The following is a 22438-nucleotide window of genomic DNA, read 5'->3' on the forward strand; positions in this document are numbered from 1 at the left end:
ATATAGGTAATTTTACGAAGAATCTTTACGAGCTATTACAGGGAGAAACTGAACAGTTTTCGAGCCACGATGGTATGCGCCTACATATGCATTGCTGGAGACCTTCCAGCGTTCCTATCTCGCGGGTGGTACTTATAGTGCATGGTTTGGGCGGGCATGGCGCTTATTACGCTTCTTCCCTTGCGCCTTATCTTGTGCCACTAGGCGCAATGGTTTATGCCCCTGATTTGCGAGGACACGGGCGTAGCGATGGTATGCGTGGCGATATAGAATCTTTTGGCGAACTAGAAGGAGACGTGGCGGCAGCCGCAGATTGGGTACGCAATCGGCATCCGAATTTGCCGTTTTATCTGTTTGGTGAAAGTATGGGGACTCCGCTCGCTATTCTGCATGCCGCTACTAGTAAGCCCGAATTGAAGCCGGATTATCTTATACTGGCAGCGTGCGTGGTAGCGCCGACTATTAAACCTCGAATTGATGAAATATTGCGTACCGCCTTTTACTTGGCGACTAATCGCCGCAAACCGGCATTGCCCATTACCGGGCGCGAGGAGCAAGGCGTCCGCGACCTTGAATTTATCAAAGTTTTGAAAGCGGATACTTTGTTCAACAAGCATGTCAGTGTGCGGTTTTTGCTCAATATGACAAAGGCGATGAACCGAGCGGCGCAATCCCACCATCTTCTCAGCATGCCCACAATCATTTTGCAGGGCGGCAAAGATATAACGGTGCGCCATCGTCCTACTCGTGCCTTTTTCCATCGTATTGCTGCAACTGATAAGGAGATGCACGTTTTCCCGGAGGCTTTCCACGCAATCCTGAACGATCCAGATGCGCCGGAGGTACGTAAGCGCATAATAAATTGGATTGAGCGCAAGGAAAGCGGTAATTACCAAACCAATGATGTGTTCACTAATCAATTCCAGCCGTTTGCCTAAAAATACTACCTTTTACCTGCCACTTCTATCAAAGTAGCTAGGGTTTCGTTGGTGCATTTTTCCCACGAAAATAATGCTGCTCGGCGTAAGCCCTTGTTTACCATTTCGCCTCTCAGTTGAGGGTTACATAAAAGGCGGCGCAAGTTCCATTCTATCGCTTTGGCATCGAGCGGGTGATGCAACAAAGCGGCATCGCCTACTACTTCGGGTAGGCTACCAGTGTTAGAGCAAATTACCGGCACACCACACGCCATTGCTTCCAGCGCAGGTAAACCGAACCCTTCGTAGAGCGAAGGAAATGTAAAAGCTTCTGCCCCGCTATAGAGTGCGGGCAAATCAATATCAGAGACATACCCCACCAGTTTGATTTGTTCCGGTAGGTTTAGCGCAACTGCTTTTTGCATAATCGGTTCGCTCATCCAACCCGGCTTACCTCCTAACACCAGTTGTAATTGGTTACGTGCCGGATAATCGAAATTTTCATCTCGCACTAACGCCGCAAACGCTTCCATCAAACGCTCCAGATTTTTGCGTGGCTGGATAGTGCCTACATAAAAAATGTAAGGTCCCTGCTCTATATTGTATTTGGTGCGGGCATAGGCAATCAGGCTGGCATCTTTGATAGGTTTGAACTGCTCACGGTCATAACCATGAGGGATTACTCGGATTTTGTCAGGGCTGATTCCATAATGGCGCGTAAGGTCGTTTGCGGTGGCTTGGCTTACTGAAATTACCAGACGCGATTTACGGGCGCTAAATCGGGTTGACCAGTTCAGATACATGCGAGAATTGGGGGTATGCGCTTCCGGGTGGTAAAGGTAGCCTAGGTCGTGGATTGTGACTACCGAACGTAAGGGGTGGTATAGAGGCAACACATGTGCCGGAATAAAAAGAGCGTCTGGCGCATGCATCAGCATTTCAAGACTCAAGCGTGTATGAGTCCACATGCGTGGCGTTGGCATTGCACATGTGGTTACATTTTCTCCCAAATTCAACCCGTGTAATAGCAGGCTGGTAGGGGGCTTATTGAAATAGAGCGCAAAATTATGCTGCTGATTTTCGATAATTCGCCTAGTCACTTGATAGGTATAATTTTCGGTGCCTGTGCGCTTGCCTACTGCCAACCTGCTGGCATCTATGCCTATTTTCATATTTTAGCCGGTTGCTTGCGCCGTTTGAGCCTAGCCATCCACCAGAAACTTATTCCAAGAGTCAGAATCGAGAGAGAACCTCCTAGAATAGCCACTCCTATTGATAGTATCGCCAACACCCCCACCAGCATATCCTCACCCATGCTAATCATGGATTCAAAAGCAAGTGCCATTTTGCTAGAATTAATTAGAGCAGGACGTAGCCCATTTTTAACTAGGTGCATCAATTCGCTGGCAATTAGACCGATTGCAAAGCTGGCGGGTGTTGCTATAACGTTGGAAGGTGTTATAGCTGCCATTGCCAGCCCTCCTGTGATGGGACATACCAGAAGATTTACCCAACGGTAGAAGTTCTCAATCTGTGGTAACTTATCGGCAACAATATCTAACCCGACAAGAATTGCCAGCACGATTAAGGCTGTCCACGAACTTAAAAAACCTATATCCGGGTTCAGTGTAGTCAGTTTGCCCATTCCTGCCACACTGATAACCAGTAAGGGTAAATAAGGATTAAAGCCGCATGGGATTGCTATACCAAGACCACCAAATAACCTTAACAATAAATCCAAAACTGTGCCTCCTCACATAATAAAAAAGCTGTGTACATGGCATGATACAAAAAGCCCGTGGATGCGTCAATTTTAAGCAACAAAAAAAACTGCTCTATAAAAGATAGGGCAGTCTTACCTGATTTTGAATAAATTTCAGGTTACTCTTCGTGGTGAGCAGAGCGCGACTCTATATCCAACATTGGGTCGAGGATGCGTTGCATCGCCATAATATGCGCACATTCTTCAAGTCCGATTTGGAAAGTGTGGCAGGTGCAATGCCAATGCCCTTCGCGAAGCTCTACTACATAGTTGTCGTGTTCACCATGAAATTCGGCTGTCGCGTTAAGGAAGTGAATGCGTCCAGGCTCAGTTTGATAGCGTTTGGCTTTTTCAATCTTTCCAATAAAGCTACTGTGCATGTGTTGCCTCCTAAACTCTAACTTTCCGGAATTAACCGGGAAGTATTAATACTCTAACTGGTTTGCTCGGCGAGTCTGGTAAACCAAGCCCGTTAGAGTTCCCCTTAAAATTCACACTCAAGCAAAACGGCACAGGACGTGTTATCGTACCTGTGCCGCAGACTCGCGCATATACTCCGTATCCGAAGAAACAGTTTTGATTGATTTTCCTATTGGCGCTGTCTTCATCGCGCACCCCTGGCGATTTTCAATTTAAACCTTTAAACCCTTCGCAACCGGTAAAGAGTGTGTTATACCGTGATACAACGATTATATATCTCTCAGCAAGAGGGAGTCAATAGAAAAACGGTGAAGTTTTTGCTTACTTCTTAATTTATTAGCTGTGAAATGGTCACTATCTTAAATCCGCGTGCCTGTAATTTCTCGATAATTAACGGCAATGCTTCTGCCGAAGTCTGTGCGCCTATATGCATTAATATTATTGCCCCATCCAATTGTGCATCGGTTTGTCCCGTTATTCGCTGTACCAGAAAATCTACTGATTTTGGCGCACCCACCGAATCAAGGCTATCCAACGTCCAGTAAATTGAGCGATAGCCTAGCCCGGTTATGATACCTTGTTCTCGAACAGTTCGCGCTCCATAAGGGAAGCGGAAAAGCGGTTTGGTAGATTTCCCGGTCAGTTGCTGGATTAGCGTATCGGTGCGTAAAAGCTCGGTGCGAATCTCCTCCGTCCCGGTTTTGGTCATATCGGGATGATTCCATGAATGATTTCCCAATTCCATTTTGTCGTCCGCTAGTTGCTTGACATATTGCGGGTTACGTTCTGCCCATAGACCTGTCAGAAAGAAAGTGACTTTTACGCCATACTTGTCAAGCGCGGTTTTAATCAAAGGAAAAGCCTCTCCGCTCGACCCTGCATCAAAGGTAATCGCTACCTGTTTCTTGCCAGTTCGCCCTCTTGCAATTTCACTTAAGCCGGGTATTGGGGTTGCATATGCAATCGTGGTGGCTACAGCAGTTTTCGCTGCAATCGTGGCGGTTTTAGGTGGGCTGGCAACCGTTTTTGCAACGGTAGTATTTAACGGTGCTGGGCTAGCCGTTGGTTCTGTAATATCAATGGTAGTGATTGGCGCAGTAATTATAGGCACGGTAGCAATAGGAATCGGCGTAATAGTTACTGACGGTTCCAACGTGGTATTGATGGCTTCTTCAAGCGGGGTAGCTGTTCTAAAGAACCAGAAAGGCGCTGACGAAACTTCAGGAATAGGCGTTCCATTTGGCACATTATCAGAACTACAAGCGTTGAAAAGCAAGCAAAACAAAAATAGTAGAATTACGCGCTTCCACATATAAATGAATCCTTTTAGAGGTAATTATTCACACTATATAAAACGAACCAGATGATGAGAGGTTACAAGCAATGAGGAATAACAGACATAAAAAAATGGGCAATACTGGGCTCGAACCAGTGACCTCACGGATGTGAACCGTGCGCTCTAACCAACTGAGCTAATTGCCCTCATTCAGGTGACAAAAATTATAGCACGATGGGTATGGCTTTGCAAACGTAGGATTCGAGTTTTTATTCCATAATCGGCAGGTGAGTCAGCATAGTATTGGGTTTTCTATTGAGAATTTCTCTACCTAGCAAGCCCAGCGTAATTTGGTCGTTAGTACCCGGAACCAGTTCAAGCCTAGTCCGCTCGAAATATTGCACTACCTGACCACTCTCTACAAAAGATTCTGAGATGGGAAAACCAAAAACTGCCAGCCCTCCTCGGTTAAGCCAGTAAGAAAGGAAAGCCCCTCCCAACGTATGCCCGGTTTCTTGCAGATACCATATGCTATCAGATTTTAAGGGTGCAACGGGACGGAAGAAGAGTTCGTCAGTACGGGTTGCCGTTAATTCACGCCCCAACAAACCCAATGCAATAATCTGGGTAGCGGGTGCGCTTAAATCATATTCCATACGCGCCCGTTCGAAATACTGGAAGATTTTGCCTTTAGTCTCCACCGGCAGCGAAATCGGATAACCGTAGAGTTCAAGCCCACCTTCTAAAAGCCACTGGCGGTAGAATTGGGGCGCGATTCCATAGCTTTCATCTGCTGTATAAGCCGGGCTACCGGATAAAATCGACATACCCATGTTATCTAAATAGCCCCACGCTCGTATAAAGCTATCCCAGCTATAATAATCGTAAGTGCCAAAACCCGGGTCGGCAATATAAATTCCATCTTCATCATAGCCGTAAGCAGTGACCGCATGTTCATAAGCCATTAATTTGAAGCTTACACCCTCGTAACTGGTAAGGTATGGGCTACCCCAACCAACCCCACTAGGCACCCACACTACTACCGGGCGACCTTTGGAAATATCGCTTTTAAGTTCTTCTATGCCTCCCGACAGCAATTTGGCATTTATTCCATGTGAATTAAGATAGAGTGCAATCGGTTCGGCATAGATGCCGTAATCTACCGTTCCACCGAATACTCCGTTAATATTTCCGCGATAACCGAAATGTGGATTGGGGTTTTGTGGAATAGCGTTAATAAAGTCTAGTTCGCTAATATTGATGTCCCAACGTCCTAATGCGGCGCGTGTGGCAGCATATTCGCAGCTAAGGGTGCGTTGCTGCGCGTAAACCGGCATATTATCTATCTTGGAACTGGCAGGTATCGCTTCTGCCTTACGGGCTTTGGCGGTTTCGACTTTACCAAATATAGCCAGCAAGCTAATGAGAAAAAAAGCCACTAAAAAGATGGCGAGAACTCTGTTATGACTTTTGGCAACTACTCGCGTTAACATACCGACTTATATTTTCTAGTTCTAAACCAACCTACAATATATGCTACTTATAAAAAGTAAGCAAGCTTATTGTATTTTAAGCTATTCTCTATATCAATGCAAAGTAGATTTGCCTATAAAATATAGGTTTATCAATTAGAGTTTCTATATTTCTACAAATCGTAGCGTTGCCTGTCGCCCGATTCGCACCTTTGCGCCCGTTTCGATTTGCAGCCATTCGTTAGCCGGAACCATTACCTCGCCCACTACTACTCCGATACCTTCGCCCAAATCGCGAATACGCAATGTTCCAAAACCATCCCATTCTACTGCAAACTCATTCAAAGCTATGGTACTATCGCCATCCAATTGGAAAGCCTCTGCACCGGGAATTTTTAAGGCAAAGGGTAAACGTCCGAAAAGCGCAATTTGACCCGGCTTGATAACGTTTTTTGAAAGCTTGAGTGGAACTTGAGAATCCACCTGAACTTGTAGTTTGCGCGGCTCATTGGGGAAAACGCCAAAAAGCGCATCTTTGGCTTTGGTTAAATCATCGGAATAGACTAGCACTTTGAAGCGCATCATTTTGGGTATAGCTTCTAACTGATAATAAATCTCTTTGGGATAGAAAATCTCGGCTACCTTTGCCATTTTCTGCTGTATTTCAGGCAATGTCCCTTGAAATTGGGCGGCAATCATCAATTGCATTTATTTTCTACTTCCTTCACTCATGGTTTTTTAGTAACTACCAGTTCTGTTACAGCCGTTCCGTCACTCCATTTGCCCATAAAGCGTTGCGCCGGAGTGTTGCCAAGCGCATTATCGCACTCTGTATTGTATAACGCGCAACTTTGCAACGCATCGGTCAATTTCCATATACCGTAGTAATTCAGCGCATCCGGCTTCCTGCGATTCGACATTCCATGGTCGGCGATTAACGCAGGTGTCCCATGATTATCGCTAATAACCTTAATGAAATCACGATTTTCCGGCGATATTTGCGAAGTATTTTGCCAGATAACCTTTGAAGATTTATCCCCCACAATTATATCCTTGTCTCCTACCAGTACCAGCATTTTCATAGAAGCGGGGATAGCAGGCAACGCCTCCAGTTCTAGTGGAAAACCTCCGATTGCCATTGCCCCGCAATTATTACAACCCCCCGGCGTAATGTCGAAAAGGGCGCGTGGTTCTGGCAAGCCAGCTGTAGTCGCACGTCCTGCCAGATTTGTAGCAATAATACCGCCCGCGCTGTAACCGACCAGCATAAATTTATCCAATTCAGGTTTAACCTTACCGTTTTGCTGTAATTGTGCCAGAGCTTCTTTCAGCGCTATCAAACTGGTATCTGTAAATTTCGAACCGTTTGTATCAAAAATAGTTGCTTGATATACGGGAAAAATCACAATATTCCCACGCCTAACCAGATGGTCAATCCAGTTTTTGTAGCTTTGCGGGTTAATATCGGTATAACCATGCAATAGGGCAATTACAGGTGCCGTAGCAGGGGTGGGGTTTGCAGGTTCATAAATATAATATTTGGCGGAACCTTCTCCAAAGCTACTGCTGGTACTTTCCCCGTATTTGTAGCTACTTCCTCCCGGTCCCGAAAGTGGTTGCTCCGGTTGGCTGGATAACGTAACACTGGGTGTTACAGCACTTAAGATGGTTGTTCCTTGAGTGGGTGTAACTTGCTGAGGCGTTTTATCAGACGAAGTGGCTGCTGAATCGCCACACGCCCCCAGTACCAAAACTAGCAACAATAAAACTGATTGGAGTATATTTAAAAATCTCATTACAAAACCCGTCTATATTAATATTTTTGACTAATTATAACCTAATACGAAAGGATATATAATGCAGTTACAAAAACCACAAACGAATCTACTCAAAAGACACAGATGATTCATAGAAAAACCCACATTCCGTTAGCAAACCTTTCTAACATCTGTTAAAATATATACAATGCAAAGAATGTGGTAAAATTGTGTGAGATTTGTGTAATCTTATAGATTGTTAGCACTTCCCTCGGTCTTTAGAAACTGCTTATCAACGGCGATGAATCTCCAATTAGGAGGGGTAAAATTGAATCAGATATCGGGTAATACACCTTTAAAAATTAAGTACCAAGTAGCCGATTTGCTGGTAGCGCCAAAGGGTACCTCGAATGTACTAGGCAATCTCTTAAAGGGCGCTGTAGTTCTGGTGATTGAGGATAGCGATCCTTACTATTTCAAAGTCCAATTAGACAACGGTCTGGCTGGTTATATCTACAAAGCTGCTGGGGAAATTGTGCAGGGTGCATCACTTTCTAAGTTGCCTACTCTAGATTCTCCTGTTCCCGCCGAGGTTGCTACGAAACCTGTACCAGCTAGAAGCGCTAACGGCACTGGCGCTCCTGCTGTGACTGCTCGCGCTTCTCGTCAGGCTGCGCCCAAATCTGCGCCAGCTTCTACTTCTTCTTCTAGCAATGTTCGGCGCGAACCTTCCACATCCGCTGCGAAAGTATCGTCCGCTGCTCGTGGTATTACAGTTACCTCGGCTGAAATTGCAGTTTATGACAAACCGGGCATTATTGGTCGCCAGATTTCCAAGTTGCGCCGTGGTGAACGTGCCGGGCTACTCTCGGATGATGGTTATTTCTTCCAGATTCAGCTTTCAACCGGGGTTATCGGTTACATCCCACGCTACGCTGCGGAGAAGAAATAAGCTAATCGGTCATTAATCTAATTTGTAAGCTCTGAATATACTGCCTATAATGCAGTATAAGCGGAGCTTTTTTTGTTTTCCCCCTTCTTCACTAAAAATGATAGAGTTATACTTTACCGAAACGCGAGTCCTTTCCCCATAACCACCCGCGTTCTGATATAGCTGTGCCAACCTTCGCTTAAACCCCAATACTCTTGAATTTTTTCACCTTGACTCTGACAATAGTACGCGGGTCATTTGGGTTGTGGTCTGGATAGTCGCGCCCAAAATATTTCTGGGAGAGTTTGTCAATATGCTCCTCCGCTCCTTCCTCAGTTATTTCTAGCACTTCACCTTGCACATTTATTTGGTGGTAAGGCATTGTAACATCGAAAATACTCAAGGCTAGATTCGGGTTATTGCGTAAATTGCTAATCCATTTACGGCTACGCGCCCCGTTTAACAAAATATCATCACCATCTATATCAACCCAAATAGCAGTGGTACGAGGGGTTCCATCCATGCTTATTGTGGCTACATTAATAAAATTAGCTCCTTCAAAGAGCTTGCGTTGCTCTGCTGTAAAAATCGACATTTTTAATTCCTCCGCTTATAGATTATTACCACCTATATTTTTACCCTATTTTTACAAAATATGGAAGCCAAACATAATTATTGTTATATTGCGAATTAGTTATAATACATTAGGTTATGGAAATCGAAAGGAGTTATGCGATGAGCCTTAAAATTGCTAACATTGTGCTGGATTGCGAAGACCCCGTGAAACTGGCAGACTTTTGGTCAGTTATGACAGGGTGGGAAAAACGTGGTCCGTTCGGGCAATATATCCAACTGGTTAATCCCAATGAAGCTGAAGCGGGCATCCTGTTTCAGAAAGTGCCGGAGAAAAAGACTGTTAAGAACCGTATGCATCTCGATTTTGGGGCGGGCGACCTTGCAGGTATGAATGCCGAAGTAGTGCGGCTCATCGCTTTAGGCGCTAAGAAAATTATCGAGCGTGCCGAATTGGGCATTGTCTGGACAGTGCTGCATGACCCCGAAGGTAATGAATTTTGCGTAGCGGCGCATTGATGCCTTACAACCGCTCAAAGCTCCAACTAACCATATCACCGTCTTTATAGGGCATAACGCCATGGAAAGGGCGTGGGTCGCCATCAAATACCATTGGTAGGAAAAGGCGGTCACTATCCCACAGCGGCAATTTCAGAATATCTGAAACGGGAACCCATTCCAACGTGCCTTCGTGGTTGCCTTCGTGTGGCTCACCGCTCCATTTATCAATCAGGTAGATAAAGCCAAACCAGTTTTCGTTATCTTTACCAAAGCCGGGCCATGAGATTGTGCCGCGCAAGTTCAAGGATTCCACATGGATACCTGCTTCCTCGAAAATTTCGCGTTTCATCCCGCCTGTTACATGCTCGTCTGGTTCGATTCGCCCGCCTAGCCCATTATATTTGCCGTAGTGAGTATCTTCCGGGCGTTTGTTGCGATGAATCATCAACACCTGTGAACCATCGTGTGAGAGGATATAACCCAATGTAGCGAGTATAGGTGTGTACAATGTTATTAATCCCTGCGAATTAAAGATGCTGTAAATATATAAGAGATGAGACGAAAGTAAACTATTATGGTTTATAAATTCAACTTCCGCCTATCTGAATTTAAAATACTAGCCCCTGAAGGTTGCGCCCACCTCTCGAGTCAAGCGCTTCTCGATTTTCTCGCGTAGTTTGTTGCCTTCTTCGTCGGTCAGGTTGCGTTCTTCCGATTGGAATACCAGACGATATGCTAGGCTCTTTTTGCCTTCGGGAATGGGTTTGCCCCGATACAAGTCAAAGAGGGTTGCGCTTGCCAGCAATTTACCGCCCGTTTCAAGAATCAGCTTCTCTATCTTGGAAGCGGGTACTTCGTCATCCACAATAACTGCCAAATCTTGTGAGAGCATTGGCAAGCGGGTAACGGTTTTGTATGGTACAGGTTGTGCCAACTCTACCATCAGTTCGATGTCGAGTTCGGCAACTCCCACACGCTCTTCCGACAAATCAAAAGCCATCGCTACTTTGGGGTGCAATTCCCCCAGAATACCAACCTGCTTCTTTTCTCCCTTTACCGTAATATAAATATCTGCTGCCCGTCCGGGGTGCAACACGGAGGTTCCACCGATTGGCTCAAAGGTGATACCGTTCAGATTCAGTCGCGCTAAGGCTGCTTCTAGCACTCCTTTGAGGTCAAAGTAATCCAGCTTCTCGGTATCTTTAACAGCGGTGAAGCGTGAAAGCGGGTGGCGCTCTCCGCTCATCGCGATTGAGAGGGTGCGGCGTTCTTCCGGTAGTAACTGGTTTTCCTTTACCGTATAGATTCGCCCGATTTCAAAAATGGCAACGCGGTTCACAAAGCGACGGTTTTCACCCAGAACTGTTAGAGTGGAAGATAATAAGGTAGGGCGCATATATTCGTGTTCGCTGCTCAAGGGATTTGCCAGCTTGAGCAATTTCGCAGAGTCGCTCCAGCGGTTTTCCGCGCTAACCCCACCCGAATGCAGCTTTTCCAAATCTGCCAGATTTACCAGCGGGTAGGTGATAATCTCACTCAAGCCACAAGCGGTTAGGGCATCGCGCATTTTATCTTCAAAGGCGAGAACACTATTGAAGGTCTGTACTGGCAGTTCCCCGCTCATGCGCTTTTCGGGGATTTTATCGTAGCCATACATACGCGCCACTTCTTCCACTAAATCGGCTTTGATGGTCACATCGTTGCGGTAGGTTGGCACGGTAACTGCAAGAATATCGCCTTTATCCTCGATTGCAAACTCCAGTTGTTCCAACATCTCGATGATGGTTTCTTTGGGAATCTCGATGCCGAGCAAGCGCGGGATTTCCGAAAGCGGCAACTCCACCACCCGCCGAGAGTGTTTCACCGGATGCTCATCAATCATGCCTTTAGCGACACGTCCACCCGCCAATTGCTGAATTAGCTGAATAGAGCGGCGAACACCTAGAACCGTCAGTTCAGGGTCAACGAAACGCTCAAAGCGTTTGGCGGCTTCGCTGACTTTGGCGAAGTAGCCGCGCCCGGTTGCCCGGATGTTGAAGGAATCCCAATGCGCCCCTTCCATCGCGATGTTTACGGTGGTATCCTTGATTTCGGAGTCTGCTCCGCCCATTACACCTGCCATACCGACGCTGCGTTCGGTGTCTGTTACCAGCAAAACTTCGGGCGTGAAGGTGCGTTCCACATGGTCAATCGTTTCCATTTTTTCGCCGGGGTATGCCCTCCGTACGATGAATTGCTTGCCTCTGATGTCGTCATAATCGTAGGAGTGTAGCGGTTGTCCAAGCTCAAGCATCACGTAGTTGGTAACATCCACCACGTTATTAATCACGGGCTGGTCGGTGGCGCGTAGACGATACTGCATCCATGCGGGGCTTTGCCCGATTTTTACATCCTCGATTACCATCAAGCTAAAACGAGAGCAAAGCTCCGGCGCATCAATTCTGACCGATATTTTCCCTTCTACGGGGTCGCCATCCTCTACGACTTCGATTTTGGGAAAGCGCACCTTCTGCCCGGTCATTGCCGCTATTTCACGCGCAATACCAAAAATGGATAGGGCGCGTCCTAGGTTCGGGCTGAGGTCTAGGTCAAGAATAACATCGCCTAGCACTTCTTCCAGTGGTTTGCCCACCGGGGCGTTAGGGTCAAGTACCATAATTCCATCGAACTCTTCACTCACGCCCAGTTCCAGTTCGGCACAGGCTACCGCATCGCTCTCTACGCCCCGCATTTTCCCCGCTTTAACCGTAAAGTATGGCAACTCGCTGCGCTTGCGTTCCAACGCCCCTTCCAGTGTTCCATCGGCATGTAGTTTATGTCCGTCAATCAGTCGTGCGCCGGGCAAAGCGAGCGGGCATTTGTCGCCAGCTTTGAGGTTCATTGCTCCGGTAATTACCTGATATGTACGTGTTCCGTCCGTAATCTGCACCAAGCCTAGCCTATCGGCGTTCGGGTGTTTGTCAGTTTTTAGCACCTCGCCTACTACAATTTTGTCCCAGCCTGCTCCGGTGCGAATAACTGCTTCCACTTCCAGCCCGCGTAGGGTTAAACCGGCTGCAATCTGCTCTGGTGTCCATACAATATCCACGTAATCTTTTAGCCAGCTAATCGGCGCTTTTATCATGGTCTGGTATTCTCCATTAATTATTTATCACGATATATCCCGCAAGATGGGGATTATTGTTATTCCACCACTCGTCCACTTATCCAGAAGCTACCGGATATTACTCCGCCTAGTATCGGCTCGCCCTTTACCATTTCCGGGTCGGCTACCACATCCAGCGTCATTGCCAGCGTCTTGATAGACATGTAAAGAAACTCATAGCCGCTATCAGGGTTAGTGCGTGTTTCCACCGCCTCGATGTGTCCAGCAAAAATGGCGGTGGCGGGTGGCGTTGCTTGTTCCCCTTCTGGAGCTTGGAATAGCCCGGTGGGGAAAAACGACTCTGCTGCAAATTTCCGCTGTCTGCTTTGCGAATTGTAATAGGTTTCCTCATCCCGGTAGCATTCCAACTGGTGCGCGAAGGCGGCAAGTTGTAGAGTGGCAAAACCCGGACACTCCAGTTTCTCATAAGCAAGGTCGAGGTCAGGCACATCTACCACAAAAGCATAATCGCCCTGTTCTGGGTTCTGTTCGTTCGGGTTAGCCCAGCAGTGTATGCTGCCTTCGAGGGGCCATTCCTCGCTGCGCCAGATTTTTGCTATCCCCACTTTTACCCGACTGCTCCCGTGAAAATGAGGGTTACAGCCAGTTATCTTTTCCTCGTCTAGTTGTGTCCATACTTCTATACCTGCGCCGGGGGCAAGCAAACTGTAAAAGCCCAGATTGGACTGAATTATTCCGCCGCTTTGTGCGGAACGTATGATTAGCTCATTCCAGTCTTCCTGATTTTCAAACCTATATCCGATACATGCAAAATGGTCAGCCATTTGTCACCTACATGTTGATTTTTAAGCGAACTGTGACAGGAAGCGCAAATCATTGCGGTAGAACTGACGAATATCGTCAATACCGTACTTGAGCATAGAAATGCGCTCCGGTCCCATTCCGGCAGCGTATCCGCTATACACTTCCGGGTCAATGCCGACATTGCGTAATACTTGCGGGTGTATCATGCCAGCCCCCATAATTTCCAGCCATCCGGTGTATTTGCAGGAACGACAGCCTACTCCCTTGCATACGCCACAGTCAATCGAAAGGTCAACGCCCGGCTCTACATAGGGGAAGTAATCGCAGCGGAAGCGCACCTTGCGTTCTTGCCCGAACAGGCGACGCGCAAAGTCTGCCAATGTTCCGCGCAAGTCTGCCAACGTAACGTTTTTGTCCACCACCATCAGTTCGCATTGGTAGAACATAAACTCGTGAGTAGCATCGGTGGCTTCGCTGCGATAGCATTTGCCCGGCACAATAATGCGGATGGGCGGTTGCAGCTTTTCTGCCACGCGAATCTGGTTGGGCGAGGTGTGGGTACGCAGCAAGGTTGACTCGCTGAAATAGAAAGTATCGTGCATCGAGCGGGCGGGATGTCCGGGCGGCATGTTTAGCTGCTCGAAGTTGTAATAATCCAGTTCCACTTCGGGTCCTTCGTAAACTTGAAAGCCCATCGCGGAGAAACTTTCGGTTATATCGCGCAAGGTCTTGTTAATGATGTGGATGTAGCCGGGCGTTACCGGGCGACCGGGTAGCGTTACGTCCACTCTATCGCCGGCAAGGCTCGACTCGATGGCAGCTTCTTTCAAGACCACTGCTCGTTCGTCCACCGCGCTTTCCAACGCCACTTTCGCCGCGTTTACCGCCTGCCCCACCGCCGGGCGTTCTTCCGCTGAAACTGCGCCCATACTCCGCAGGAAGCCGGTTAGTTCGCCCTTCTTGCCGAGAAATTTTATGCGCCATTCGTCAAGTCCGGTAAGGTCTGTTACCGCTGCTAGTTCTTCCAGCGCGGTTTCCTTGACCCGGTTTATTTGCTCCTGCAACTGCGACATGTCGCCGATTCCTCCTGAGTTTATAAAATAAAAAAACCGTCCAGCCACCGCCCCAACAGGGACGCGGTAAACCGACAGCTTCCAAATACGCTATCAGAAAATGCCACGCGGTACCACCCTGATTGTTTTTCCCACTCAAAGGAAAAACCCCTCAAATGCTCGATAACGGGATGCTTCCGTGCCGGACTACTTACACAGCCATGCTGCTTTTCACCCGCAAGCTCAGGAGTGAACTTCGGCACGCCTACTCCGAAAAGGCTTTCAGTCTGCGACCTTTTCTCCCTGAAGGTTACGGCGGGCTTACTCTCTCCGTCTCAGCCTTATTGCTTTCAGCAAGCACAGCCCTCTGCGCCTACTTGCAAGTGGAATTTTAGCCTAATTCTAGCCATTTGTCCAGCGGTTTTTTAGTGGTTCTGTGGGAAAGGGCTATTGCCCTCGAAAAAGGTTTTAACCTCTTGCCTAATTTTGCCACTTTGTTATAATTAAACCGTAGTTGCGCTACCGATAAACTTTAGGCGGGAAGGATTGGCGATGGACTCAAAAGAAAAATGGGAAGAGTATCGGTTCTTTGCGGAGAGTACCCAATATCTCTCTGACAAGCGGCAGGCGGCTGCTCAAACTTATCTGACGGTTAATACCAGTATATTCGCGGTTATGGCTTTTATTATCAAGGATGCTGGATTGCGCGAGTGGGCTTTAGTTGGGGTTAGCGCTCCTCTTTTCCTGACAGGTATTATTGTTTCTTATATCTGGCGAAGGATTATTCTTAATTACAAAGAACTGATTAACTTTCGCTTCGAGCAATTAAAGGCTATAGAAAAAGACCAGCAAGCCCACGGCTGGCATCAGTTTTATCTAAAAGAAGACCTTTTCTACGGTGCGGCGCGACCCAAAAAGTGGAAAAATTTCGGCTTTTCTCAATACGAGAAAAATTTGCCCGTCTTGTTCATGGTCTTGCATCTGCTTTACGCTCTTGCCTTGCTGGGTATAGCCATAGCTGCGTCTATTCACTAAACCTAGCTTTAGGGCTAAATCGGAAGTAGCCTTTACTCAATAGTTGCGTTACCGATAAACTTACGCGGGAGTATTGTTAATGCCAGAGCAGATTACCAACATTCGGGTGTTTCTTTCATCGCCGGGTGATGTGCCGGATGAACGTGGGATAGTGCTGAAAGAGTTGGAAGGCTTTCCCCTTCGCCCCTCCTTCCGTGAGCAGGTGAGCTTTCGCTATGTGGCGTGGGAAAAGGCGCAAGCAGGTGCGCCTATGTTTGCCAGTAAGCACCCGCAGGAGGCGATAGACGAGGGTTTGCCCAAACCCTGCCAATGCGACATCGTGGTGGTAATCCTGTGGTCGCGTATGGGTACGCCCTTTAGCTATAAAGGCGTGGATTACCTTTCCGGCACGCACTACGAATTGCTGGATGCCCTGAGCAATCCTCAAACGCATACGCTCATCTATCGCCGTACCGAGAAAAAGCAATTTGATGCAGACGATGATGAGGGTATCGCCCAATATAAAAAGGTGCGGGCGTTTTTTGACAGCGATTTCTTCAAAGACCCTGACACCGGACAGATACGACGAAATGTGTTCAAATACGATAATCTTGACGAATTCAGGAAAAAGTTCGAGACCGACCTTGAAAGTATTGTCTTGCAGCTTCTAAAGCGTCCGCTGGTACCTGCTATTCTTGATTCCACACCGGAAACGCCCCTTTTCACTTCTACTATATGGGACGGTTCGCCCTTTCCCGGCTTGGGTGCCTTCAAAAAGAAACACGCGCCTATCTTCTTCGGGCGCGAACATGAGACCGATGCGCTGGTGCGAAAGGTCTCGGAGAGTCGCTTTGTGGCGGTGGTAGGCGCGTCCGGTAGCGGTAAATCCTCGCTGGTGGGCGCGGGTTTGTTGCCTCGTCTGGAAGCGAACTCTATTCCTGGCAGCAAGGATTGGCGGGTGGTGCAGTTCACGCCCGGAAAAGAACCTTTTGAGGCTTTATTCGAGGGCATCTTGGAAACCTTTGAAGCTTTGCGCCCTTCCGTTTTTGAGCAGCGCAGGGTTAAGCAAACTTTTGTAGAAGATATGCGCCGCGACCCGGTTACCTTATGCGATACTCTGTGCGCGGCGTTGGCGGGTAAGCCGGAATGGGTGGAAACGCTGCTGTTCATTGACCAGTTTGAGGAACTCTTCACGCAGGCAAAGCAAAAGGAGCTAGAACCGTTTACCGCTATGCTAGGCGAATTGGCAAAGCATCCTCGCTTGCGGGTGGTAGCCACGCTACGGCACGATTTTGTGCATCGCGCCATCGAAATCCCCCTATTGGCGGAACTGCTGCGACCGGGCTTTTTCAGCCTAGCCGCGCCTACCTCTGCCGCCTTGTCGCAGATGATAGCGCGTCCGGCGGAAATGGCGGGGCTGAAATTTGAGGGAGGCTTGCCCACGCTGATTTTGCACGACACGGGCAGCGCTGCCGGGTCTTTGGCGTTGCTGGCGTACTTGCTGGACGAGTTGTATAAGGTGGCGGTGAAGCGCGACCATTGCCTGACCTATGCGGATTACGAGGGGTTGGGCGGGGTAGTGGGCGCAATCGGCACGCGGGCTGAGCAAGTTTTCAAGCAGCTACCGGGAGAGGAAGAAGCCAAAAAGCGACTGTTAGAGCGGGTCTTTCGAGAGTTGGTGGCGGCTAACGAAGTAGAGGGACAGTTTACCGCCACGCGCCAGCGCGTTGAGCATGCCTCTTTCGGGGTAGATGCCTTGGCGTTGGTGGAAGCCTTCACGCAGGCGCGGTTGCTGGTGATGGATGAAACGCAGGTGGAGGTGGCGCACGAGGCGTTATTCCGAAACTGGGATAGGCTACGGCTATGGCTTGAGGAGGTGCAGGAAGATTTAATCCTCAAGCGGCAGGTGAAAAGCGCGGCGGCAGAATGGTTAAAGCGGGGTAAGCCCGACTCGTGGCGTTGGCAGCAAGAGCGGTTGCTGTTGGTGTACGAGATGAAGCAGCGTTTGGAATGGAAGCCGGAGGCGTTGGAAGAAGAAGAATTCATTGAGCCTGAGCAGGCGCGATTGTTGCGGGAAATAAACCTACCGCAAACTATCCACTCCCGCCGCCGCTTTATAGGCGACCGTCTTAGCGATATAGGGGATACGCGGCGAGGGGTAGGTACGCCGGAAATAGCGTGGCTGCCCGTTGCGCCGGGGGGAAAGCTGGAAATAGAAAAGGCTACTTTCAAGGTAGAACCGTTCTACATTGCCCAATATCAGATAACCTATGGGCAGTATGAAGCCTTTGTGAAAGCGGGGGACGGCTACCAGAACCCGGAGTGGTGGCGTGGCTTCCCAAAAGAATGCCAACCGCAAAAGCTGCAGGAGCAGTACACCAAAGCGTGGAACAACCCGCGTGATACTATCTCTTGGTATCAGGCGGTGGCATATGGGCGGTGGTTGAACAAACGGATGCGGGGCTTACAATTGGGCAATCCCGGAAACCCACAAGGTACGCTCTTTGTGGTAGGTGGAAACGCGCAAATACGGCTGCCGACCGAGTGGGAATGGCAGTGGGCGGCGCAAGGGGGCGAAGAAGCGCGGGAATACCCGTGGGGCGTGGAGTGGCGAGAAGGCTATGCCAACACCGCAGAGGCGGGGCTGAACCGGGCGGTGGGCGTGGGAATGTACCCGCAAGGGGCGGCGAAATGCGGCGCGTTGGATATGAGCGGGAACGTATGGGAGTGGTGCTTGAACAAGTACTACGAGCCTTCAGAAATGGCGGTGGACGAGAGCGGGGACAGTAGAGTGGTGCGGGGCGGGTCTTACCTCAACGATCTAGATATTGCGTCCTGCGTGTACCGCTACAACCTCAGCCCTCCCCTCGATGCTCACAGTTTCGGTTTTCGGGTGGTGGTGTGTTCCGCTAACGCGCCACTCTGAACTCTGAATCCTCTGATCTCTGAGCCTCTGGCGCTCTTTCCTCTAAATTAACTAACCCAAAGAACTGGGGAGAGGGTAAGGTCAAAGGGGTAAGGAGTAAAGGGAATTCCGTACGCGCGAAGCGCCGCCCGAAAATTGGGGTTCGGGCAAGGGGGTAAAACCCCTTGTCTGGAATTGGTACATGTGGGAGAGGGCTATTGCCCTCGACGCGCCCGGTGATGGTTTGGAAAAATCGTGGGGATGGGTGCAAACGGGCGAAGGGCGGTTCACGAACCGCCCCTACGAATTAAAACGAATCGGGAAATTAATTGCTTTGTTGCCGCAACGCCTCGAAAATAATCAGGCTGGCGGCGATAGAAGCATTGAGCGATTCTGCGCCACCCGGCATGGGGATGTGCAACAGGCTATTGGCGGCTTTCCAACCATCCGCGCTGGGTCCGTGCGCCTCGTTGCCGATGATTACTGCGGTTGGCTGGTTCCAATCCACCTCGTACAGGCTCACGCTCGGCAAAGCGCGATAGCTCGCCCGCGACTCGCCCCCTTCGGAGATTTCACCTTCTGCCAATAACACTTGCTTAATACCCAAATTTTTGAGCTGCTTTACTAAATCTGCCCATTTCTGGTCGAAGCGGGTAGGCACGTGAAAATGTGCGCCCATTCCGGCGCGTACCGCTTTGGGGGAGTAGAAATCAACCGAGCTTTCGGTGAGCCATACCGCCGCATTGCCGCTTGCCCACGCCGAGCGCAACACCGTACCGAGATTGCCGGGGTCTTGTACCCCATCGAGAATCAGGTGCAGCTTTTTCGCGGCTAACTGCTCATCTTCCCACTTGAGGAAAGGGATGGCGGCGGCTACCCCCTGTGGCGTTACGGTATCTGAAGCCGCTGCTATTATTCTTTCAGTAACCGGGTACGCGCCCTTTTTTTGCTCTACCATTTCGCTCAGGTCGAACAGCAAACTGCGTCCCGACTCGGTTTTGCGAAGCGAATCCGGCTCAAACAGGGTGAAGGTAGGGGCGATTGCCGCTTTCAAGGCTTCTTTAACCAGCCTGACCCCTTCAATCAGGAAGTGGCGCGAGGCGTAGCGTTCTTTTTTGTTGAGCAGCAAGCGTACAAATTTAGCCTTATCATTTTCAAGGCTGGTGATAAAACCGCTCTGGGACAACTCAATTTCCGGTTCGGGCTGCGGCTGCGGCTTCTTGAGGTCACTTTTAGGAGGGGCGCTCTTTCTGGCTGAACCAAATGGCGCGGGTCGGCGTTTTTCGGGCATAAAACCTACTCAAATTTATAAGGGCGGTTTCACACCGCCCCTGTAGTTGCTTACTTCTATTAATTATTGCGCTTACGCGCTTTTGGCTACGGCTACGGGCGCAGTCTGGTGTTTTCTGGCAAGCTCCACTAATTCTTTGAAAGCTTCCGGGTCATTTACCGCCAGTTCCGCCATCATTTTGCGGTCAACTTCTACTCCGGCTTTGGTCAACCCTTCAATCAAGCGGTTGTAGGGCAAACCCAGTTCGCGGGAAGCGGCGTTGATACGCTGAATCCATAGCGCACGCATGTCACGTTTGCGCGTTTGTCGGTCGCGATAGGCGTAAGCAAGGGCTTTCATGCCTATCTGCTTCGCCATCCTATACTGTCTGCTGCGGGCGCCGCGGAAACCTTTCGCTGCTTTTAGAATCTTATCGTGCCTGCGTCGGGTCGCTGCGCCGTTTGTTGCTCTGGGCATTTATAATACCTCCATAAAATGACCGTTAAGGTCAAATATTAATCCCCTAAAACCCGGTGAGGGTGGACTGGCACGGACGCAGCCAGCCGGGGGTAAACAGAAATTCTAACTAATCAAGACCGTAGGGTAGCGCCTTCACAACATGTTTACTAAGCGCGGGATGCATCACAAGGGATTTATCCGCCAGATACTTGTTACGCTTAGCGCGCTTTGCCCGGAAGTGATAACGACCGACTTTAGGGGTCATCACCTTACCGGTTGCGCTCAGTTTGAAGCGCTTTGCCGCACCCTTATGGGTTTTGAGCTTGGTCATTTGCGCTTTGTCCTTTCAGTGAGCTTTCCAGAAACACTTTTACATGATAATGCGCCGAACCAAAAAGTTCCAGCGCATTGCACGAATAGCAATGATACCATGAACCGCCAATTATTTCAAATTTTTAACGAATGCTGTTTATATAATTATTTGACATGCGCTTCTGTATTAAATATGATTGGCGCGTTGTGTTTCTTTGGCACATGCTCTTACTATTTTGCTTATCGAAAAATAAGATGATGAAATTTACTAACTATGCAAAATGAGCTAAATGCTGCGCCAAGCGTAGCGATTGGTTTAGACCAAGCCCCAATCTCCCCTGAACAGAAGAACACACGCGCCAGCTTGTATGCCTTTATCGGCTCTATAGTGGTAGCGGCTGTTTACGGACGGGTTGTCGTATTCAATTTATGGGGTGGCGTGGTCGGGGGCAATATAGATGGTTACGAGAATCTTTGGAATGATTACTGGACTCGTACCGCGCTCTTAAGCGGTCATAATCCTTTTTTTACCAACTACATATACTACCCTACAGGGGTTAGCTTACGGTTTCACACTTTGCATCCCATAACGGGGCTATTTGCAGTTCCCCTCTGGCCCATCTTTGGACCTGTAGCCAGCACCAATTTATTTTTTCTTATTTCTCTGGCTCTAACCTGTTTCTTTAGCTACTTACTGATAAATGAGTTGGTAAGAAACCCGCTGGCAGCTTTTGCAGGAGCGGCACTTTTTACCTGCGCCTATGTCAATGGGCATAGTTATAACATTTTAGGGGCAGGGCAAACGAATATTTTAGCGGTGCAATGGCTACCGTTATATTTCCTCTACTTGCATCGACTTATTTACCTTCCAAAGCAAAAGGTTCGCAATACAGTTCTTTCAGTAGTGTCTCTATTGCTTATGTCTCTTACTGACTGGCAGTTCGTACTTTTTGCTGTACTATTTACGGTGTTATTCTTTGCATTTATTTTGTTTACGAGACGAAGGTGGCTGGAAAAAGGGCTTATTTTTCTGCAACTATCTGCTGTAGGCGGTGTGTGGTTAGCCCTAGTATTTTTGCCCCTGCTTCTTCCAATGATAGAGGAATCGGGCAAAAACTCTTGGCTTAGTATCAGCGACCAGAGCGTCTATCGCAGTATGGATCTAGTGGATTATCTTTGGACTGAGATGGTTAACCCCGGCTATCTTGCCATCGCAATAATGCTTTTAGGCTTTGGTTTCGCTTGGCGGAAAAAAATTAGTCGAGAGGCAATCACCTTTTGGGCAATAAGTGGGGTTCTTGGGGCGATTCTATCGCTAGGTCCTAAGCTCATTATTGGCGGTAATATCACCGATTTTCCTATGCCCTATTCGTTCCTCTACAAATTGCCGTTGCTGAGCGTAGGGCGCGACCCCGGACGGTTTCAAACTATCTACCTAATAACCTTTTCTATATTATTCGCGTTTGGGATAAGGTTTTTAATAGAACGCCACTTTTTTTGGTCAGCCTTAAGCCGCTTGTCAGTGCGCTGGAAACGCTTTGTGATGAGCGGGGTTGTAGTGATTATCCTGAGCATCTCGGTATTTGGTTTCGTGGCAGAAAGCGGGAAAGTTAAGGCAGTACCTTATGATGTTCCAGCATTTTATGAGCAGTTGGGCAAGGATACCGAGCAATATGCCCTAATGGAATTACCCCTTTTCAGCTACGCCGGGCGCGATGGTCTTGTTAATCCAGAAGGAAACCGCCAAGCGTATCAGGCAATTTATAACAAATGGCGAATTTCAGGACGCTATGCTCGCGACCATCATCTGTCAAACCCTACTATTTTTGCCCTACGCGAGACTTATATTCGAGATTTCTACTGGTTAGGCGCAACTCAAGAAAAGTTATATCGTACCGACAAAGATA

The 22438-nt window shown here is 48.5% G+C and carries 21 protein-coding genes, 1 tRNA gene and 1 other annotated feature; of the genes, 6 read left to right on the forward strand and 16 right to left on the reverse strand.

Annotated features, from left to right (window positions below; genetic code table 11):
• Window positions 1-74 precede the first annotated feature (74 nt).
• Entirely contained in the window at window positions 75-938 is an 864-nt protein-coding gene (locus WCK19_RS11040; RefSeq protein WP_342397435.1) for an alpha/beta fold hydrolase, read from the forward strand.
• 5 nt (window positions 939-943) lie between these two features.
• Here the strand turns inward: WCK19_RS11040 and WCK19_RS11045 are convergent, their stop codons facing one another.
• From WCK19_RS11045 to WCK19_RS11080, 8 genes are all read right to left on the reverse strand, one after another.
• Window positions 944-2089 carry a glycosyltransferase family 1 protein gene (locus tag WCK19_RS11045; protein ID WP_342397436.1) on the reverse strand — a complete coding sequence of 382 codons (1146 nt, stop codon included), beginning with the start codon at window positions 2087-2089 and terminating at the stop codon, window positions 944-946.
• On the reverse strand, window positions 2086-2658 hold the full coding sequence (locus tag WCK19_RS11050) for a DUF4126 domain-containing protein (protein ID WP_342397437.1): 573 nt from the start codon (window positions 2656-2658) through the stop codon (window positions 2086-2088). Before WCK19_RS11050 ends, WCK19_RS11045 begins: the two co-directional genes overlap by 4 nt.
• A 140-nt stretch (window positions 2659-2798) precedes the next feature.
• Window positions 2799-3059: a hypothetical protein gene (locus WCK19_RS11055; protein ID WP_342397438.1), complete on the reverse strand. Its 261-nt coding sequence runs from the start codon at window positions 3057-3059 to the stop codon at window positions 2799-2801.
• 368 nt (window positions 3060-3427) lie between these two features.
• Window positions 3428-4411 carry a polysaccharide deacetylase family protein gene (locus WCK19_RS11060; RefSeq protein WP_342397439.1) on the reverse strand — a complete coding sequence of 328 codons (984 nt, stop codon included), beginning with the start codon at window positions 4409-4411 and terminating at the stop codon, window positions 3428-3430.
• A gap of 96 nt (window positions 4412-4507) precedes the next feature.
• Window positions 4508-4581 (reverse strand) — tRNA-Val (locus tag WCK19_RS11065).
• Window positions 4582-4644: 63 nt separating this feature from the next.
• Window positions 4645-5868 (reverse strand): C39 family peptidase, encoded by a 1224-nt coding sequence (locus WCK19_RS11070; protein ID WP_342397440.1) that lies wholly within the window; start codon window positions 5866-5868, stop codon window positions 4645-4647.
• Between the two features lie 144 nt (window positions 5869-6012).
• Window positions 6013-6555 carry a hypothetical protein gene (locus WCK19_RS11075; protein WP_342397441.1) on the reverse strand — a complete coding sequence of 181 codons (543 nt, stop codon included), beginning with the start codon at window positions 6553-6555 and terminating at the stop codon, window positions 6013-6015.
• A gap of 20 nt (window positions 6556-6575) precedes the next feature.
• A complete protein-coding gene (locus WCK19_RS11080; protein ID WP_342397442.1) occupies window positions 6576-7643 on the reverse strand; it encodes an alpha/beta hydrolase in 1068 nt (355 codons plus the stop codon).
• 289 nt (window positions 7644-7932) lie between these two features.
• Between WCK19_RS11080 and WCK19_RS11085 the strand changes: the two genes are divergently transcribed.
• The gene (locus tag WCK19_RS11085; protein WP_342397443.1) at window positions 7933-8556 is read left to right on the forward strand and encodes an SH3 domain-containing protein; all 624 of its coding nucleotides are present in this window, start codon (window positions 7933-7935) and stop codon (window positions 8554-8556) included.
• A 178-nt stretch (window positions 8557-8734) separates the two neighbouring features.
• Here WCK19_RS11085 and WCK19_RS11090 read toward each other — a convergent pair whose 3' ends face one another.
• Window positions 8735-9130 carry a pyridoxamine 5'-phosphate oxidase family protein gene (locus tag WCK19_RS11090; protein WP_342397444.1) on the reverse strand — a complete coding sequence of 132 codons (396 nt, stop codon included), beginning with the start codon at window positions 9128-9130 and terminating at the stop codon, window positions 8735-8737.
• Between the two features lie 140 nt (window positions 9131-9270).
• Between WCK19_RS11090 and WCK19_RS11095 the strand changes: the two genes are divergently transcribed.
• Window positions 9271-9627, forward strand: coding sequence for a VOC family protein (locus WCK19_RS11095; RefSeq protein WP_342397445.1), 357 nt, complete (start codon window positions 9271-9273; stop codon window positions 9625-9627).
• Window positions 9628-9631: 4 nt separating this feature from the next.
• Here WCK19_RS11095 and WCK19_RS11100 read toward each other — a convergent pair whose 3' ends face one another.
• From WCK19_RS11100 to pheS, 4 genes are all read right to left on the reverse strand, one after another.
• Window positions 9632-10117 carry an 8-oxo-dGTP diphosphatase gene (locus WCK19_RS11100; protein WP_342397446.1) on the reverse strand — a complete coding sequence of 162 codons (486 nt, stop codon included), beginning with the start codon at window positions 10115-10117 and terminating at the stop codon, window positions 9632-9634.
• Between the two features lie 108 nt (window positions 10118-10225).
• Entirely contained in the window at window positions 10226-12733 is a 2508-nt protein-coding gene (pheT, locus tag WCK19_RS11105) for a phenylalanine--tRNA ligase subunit beta (RefSeq protein ID WP_342397447.1), read from the reverse strand.
• A gap of 59 nt (window positions 12734-12792) precedes the next feature.
• Window positions 12793-13539 carry a hypothetical protein gene (locus WCK19_RS11110; RefSeq protein WP_342397448.1) on the reverse strand — a complete coding sequence of 249 codons (747 nt, stop codon included), beginning with the start codon at window positions 13537-13539 and terminating at the stop codon, window positions 12793-12795.
• A gap of 21 nt (window positions 13540-13560) precedes the next feature.
• The gene (gene pheS / locus WCK19_RS11115) at window positions 13561-14592 is read right to left on the reverse strand and encodes a phenylalanine--tRNA ligase subunit alpha (RefSeq protein ID WP_342397449.1); all 1032 of its coding nucleotides are present in this window, start codon (window positions 14590-14592) and stop codon (window positions 13561-13563) included.
• Between the two features lie 54 nt (window positions 14593-14646).
• Window positions 14647-14917, reverse strand: a binding site (T-box leader).
• Window positions 14918-15123: 206 nt separating this feature from the next.
• Between pheS and WCK19_RS11120 the strand changes: the two genes are divergently transcribed.
• Window positions 15124-15606 carry a hypothetical protein gene (locus tag WCK19_RS11120; protein ID WP_342397450.1) on the forward strand — a complete coding sequence of 161 codons (483 nt, stop codon included), beginning with the start codon at window positions 15124-15126 and terminating at the stop codon, window positions 15604-15606.
• Between the two features lie 79 nt (window positions 15607-15685).
• The gene (locus tag WCK19_RS11125) at window positions 15686-18511 is read left to right on the forward strand and encodes an SUMF1/EgtB/PvdO family nonheme iron enzyme (RefSeq protein ID WP_342397451.1); all 2826 of its coding nucleotides are present in this window, start codon (window positions 15686-15688) and stop codon (window positions 18509-18511) included.
• 304 nt (window positions 18512-18815) lie between these two features.
• On the opposite strand, the gene WCK19_RS11130 is transcribed toward WCK19_RS11125, so the two are convergent.
• The 3 genes from WCK19_RS11130 to rpmI form a co-directional block, all read right to left on the reverse strand.
• A complete protein-coding gene (locus tag WCK19_RS11130; RefSeq protein ID WP_342397452.1) occupies window positions 18816-19781 on the reverse strand; it encodes an RNA methyltransferase in 966 nt (321 codons plus the stop codon).
• A gap of 72 nt (window positions 19782-19853) precedes the next feature.
• Window positions 19854-20237, reverse strand: a complete 384-nt coding sequence (gene rplT / locus WCK19_RS11135) for a 50S ribosomal protein L20 (RefSeq protein ID WP_342397453.1) — start codon at window positions 20235-20237, stop codon at window positions 19854-19856.
• Between the two features lie 109 nt (window positions 20238-20346).
• Complete coding sequence (rpmI, locus tag WCK19_RS11140; protein WP_342397454.1) at window positions 20347-20550, reverse strand: 50S ribosomal protein L35; 204 nt, start codon at window positions 20548-20550, stop codon at window positions 20347-20349.
• A 255-nt stretch (window positions 20551-20805) separates the two neighbouring features.
• Here rpmI and WCK19_RS11145 point away from each other — a divergent pair.
• On the forward strand, window positions 20806-22438 hold a 1633-nt coding region (locus tag WCK19_RS11145), incomplete at its 3' end, for a hypothetical protein (RefSeq protein WP_342397455.1).

The organism is Candidatus Chlorohelix sp., from assembly GCF_037138995.1.
Classification (GTDB): Bacteria; Chloroflexota; Chloroflexia; order Chloroheliales; family Chloroheliaceae; genus Chlorohelix.

Coding starts and splice junctions, on each gene's coding strand:
- WCK19_RS11040 (WP_342397435.1), top strand. CDS start 75: ATGCGCCTACATATGCATTGCTGGAGACCTTCCAGCGTTCCTATCTCG.
- WCK19_RS11045 (WP_342397436.1), bottom strand. CDS start 2,089: ATGAAAATAGGCATAGATGCCAGCAGGTTGGCAGTAGGCAAGCGCACA.
- WCK19_RS11055 (WP_342397438.1), bottom strand. CDS start 3,059: ATGCACAGTAGCTTTATTGGAAAGATTGAAAAAGCCAAACGCTATCAA.
- WCK19_RS11060 (WP_342397439.1), bottom strand. CDS start 4,411: ATGTGGAAGCGCGTAATTCTACTATTTTTGTTTTGCTTGCTTTTCAAC.
- WCK19_RS11070 (WP_342397440.1), bottom strand. CDS start 5,868: ATGTTAACGCGAGTAGTTGCCAAAAGTCATAACAGAGTTCTCGCCATC.
- WCK19_RS11075 (WP_342397441.1), bottom strand. CDS start 6,555: ATGCAATTGATGATTGCCGCCCAATTTCAAGGGACATTGCCTGAAATA.
- WCK19_RS11080 (WP_342397442.1), bottom strand. CDS start 7,643: ATGAGATTTTTAAATATACTCCAATCAGTTTTATTGTTGCTAGTTTTG.
- WCK19_RS11090 (WP_342397444.1), bottom strand. CDS start 9,130: ATGTCGATTTTTACAGCAGAGCAACGCAAGCTCTTTGAAGGAGCTAAT.
- WCK19_RS11095 (WP_342397445.1), top strand. CDS start 9,271: ATGAGCCTTAAAATTGCTAACATTGTGCTGGATTGCGAAGACCCCGTG.
- pheT (WP_342397447.1), bottom strand. CDS start 12,733: ATGATAAAAGCGCCGATTAGCTGGCTAAAAGATTACGTGGATATTGTA.
- WCK19_RS11110 (WP_342397448.1), bottom strand. CDS start 13,539: ATGGCTGACCATTTTGCATGTATCGGATATAGGTTTGAAAATCAGGAA.
- pheS (WP_342397449.1), bottom strand. CDS start 14,592: ATGTCGCAGTTGCAGGAGCAAATAAACCGGGTCAAGGAAACCGCGCTG.
- WCK19_RS11120 (WP_342397450.1), top strand. CDS start 15,124: ATGGACTCAAAAGAAAAATGGGAAGAGTATCGGTTCTTTGCGGAGAGT.
- WCK19_RS11125 (WP_342397451.1), top strand. CDS start 15,686: ATGCCAGAGCAGATTACCAACATTCGGGTGTTTCTTTCATCGCCGGGT.
- WCK19_RS11130 (WP_342397452.1), bottom strand. CDS start 19,781: ATGCCCGAAAAACGCCGACCCGCGCCATTTGGTTCAGCCAGAAAGAGC.
- rplT (WP_342397453.1), bottom strand. CDS start 20,237: ATGCCCAGAGCAACAAACGGCGCAGCGACCCGACGCAGGCACGATAAG.
- rpmI (WP_342397454.1), bottom strand. CDS start 20,550: ATGACCAAGCTCAAAACCCATAAGGGTGCGGCAAAGCGCTTCAAACTG.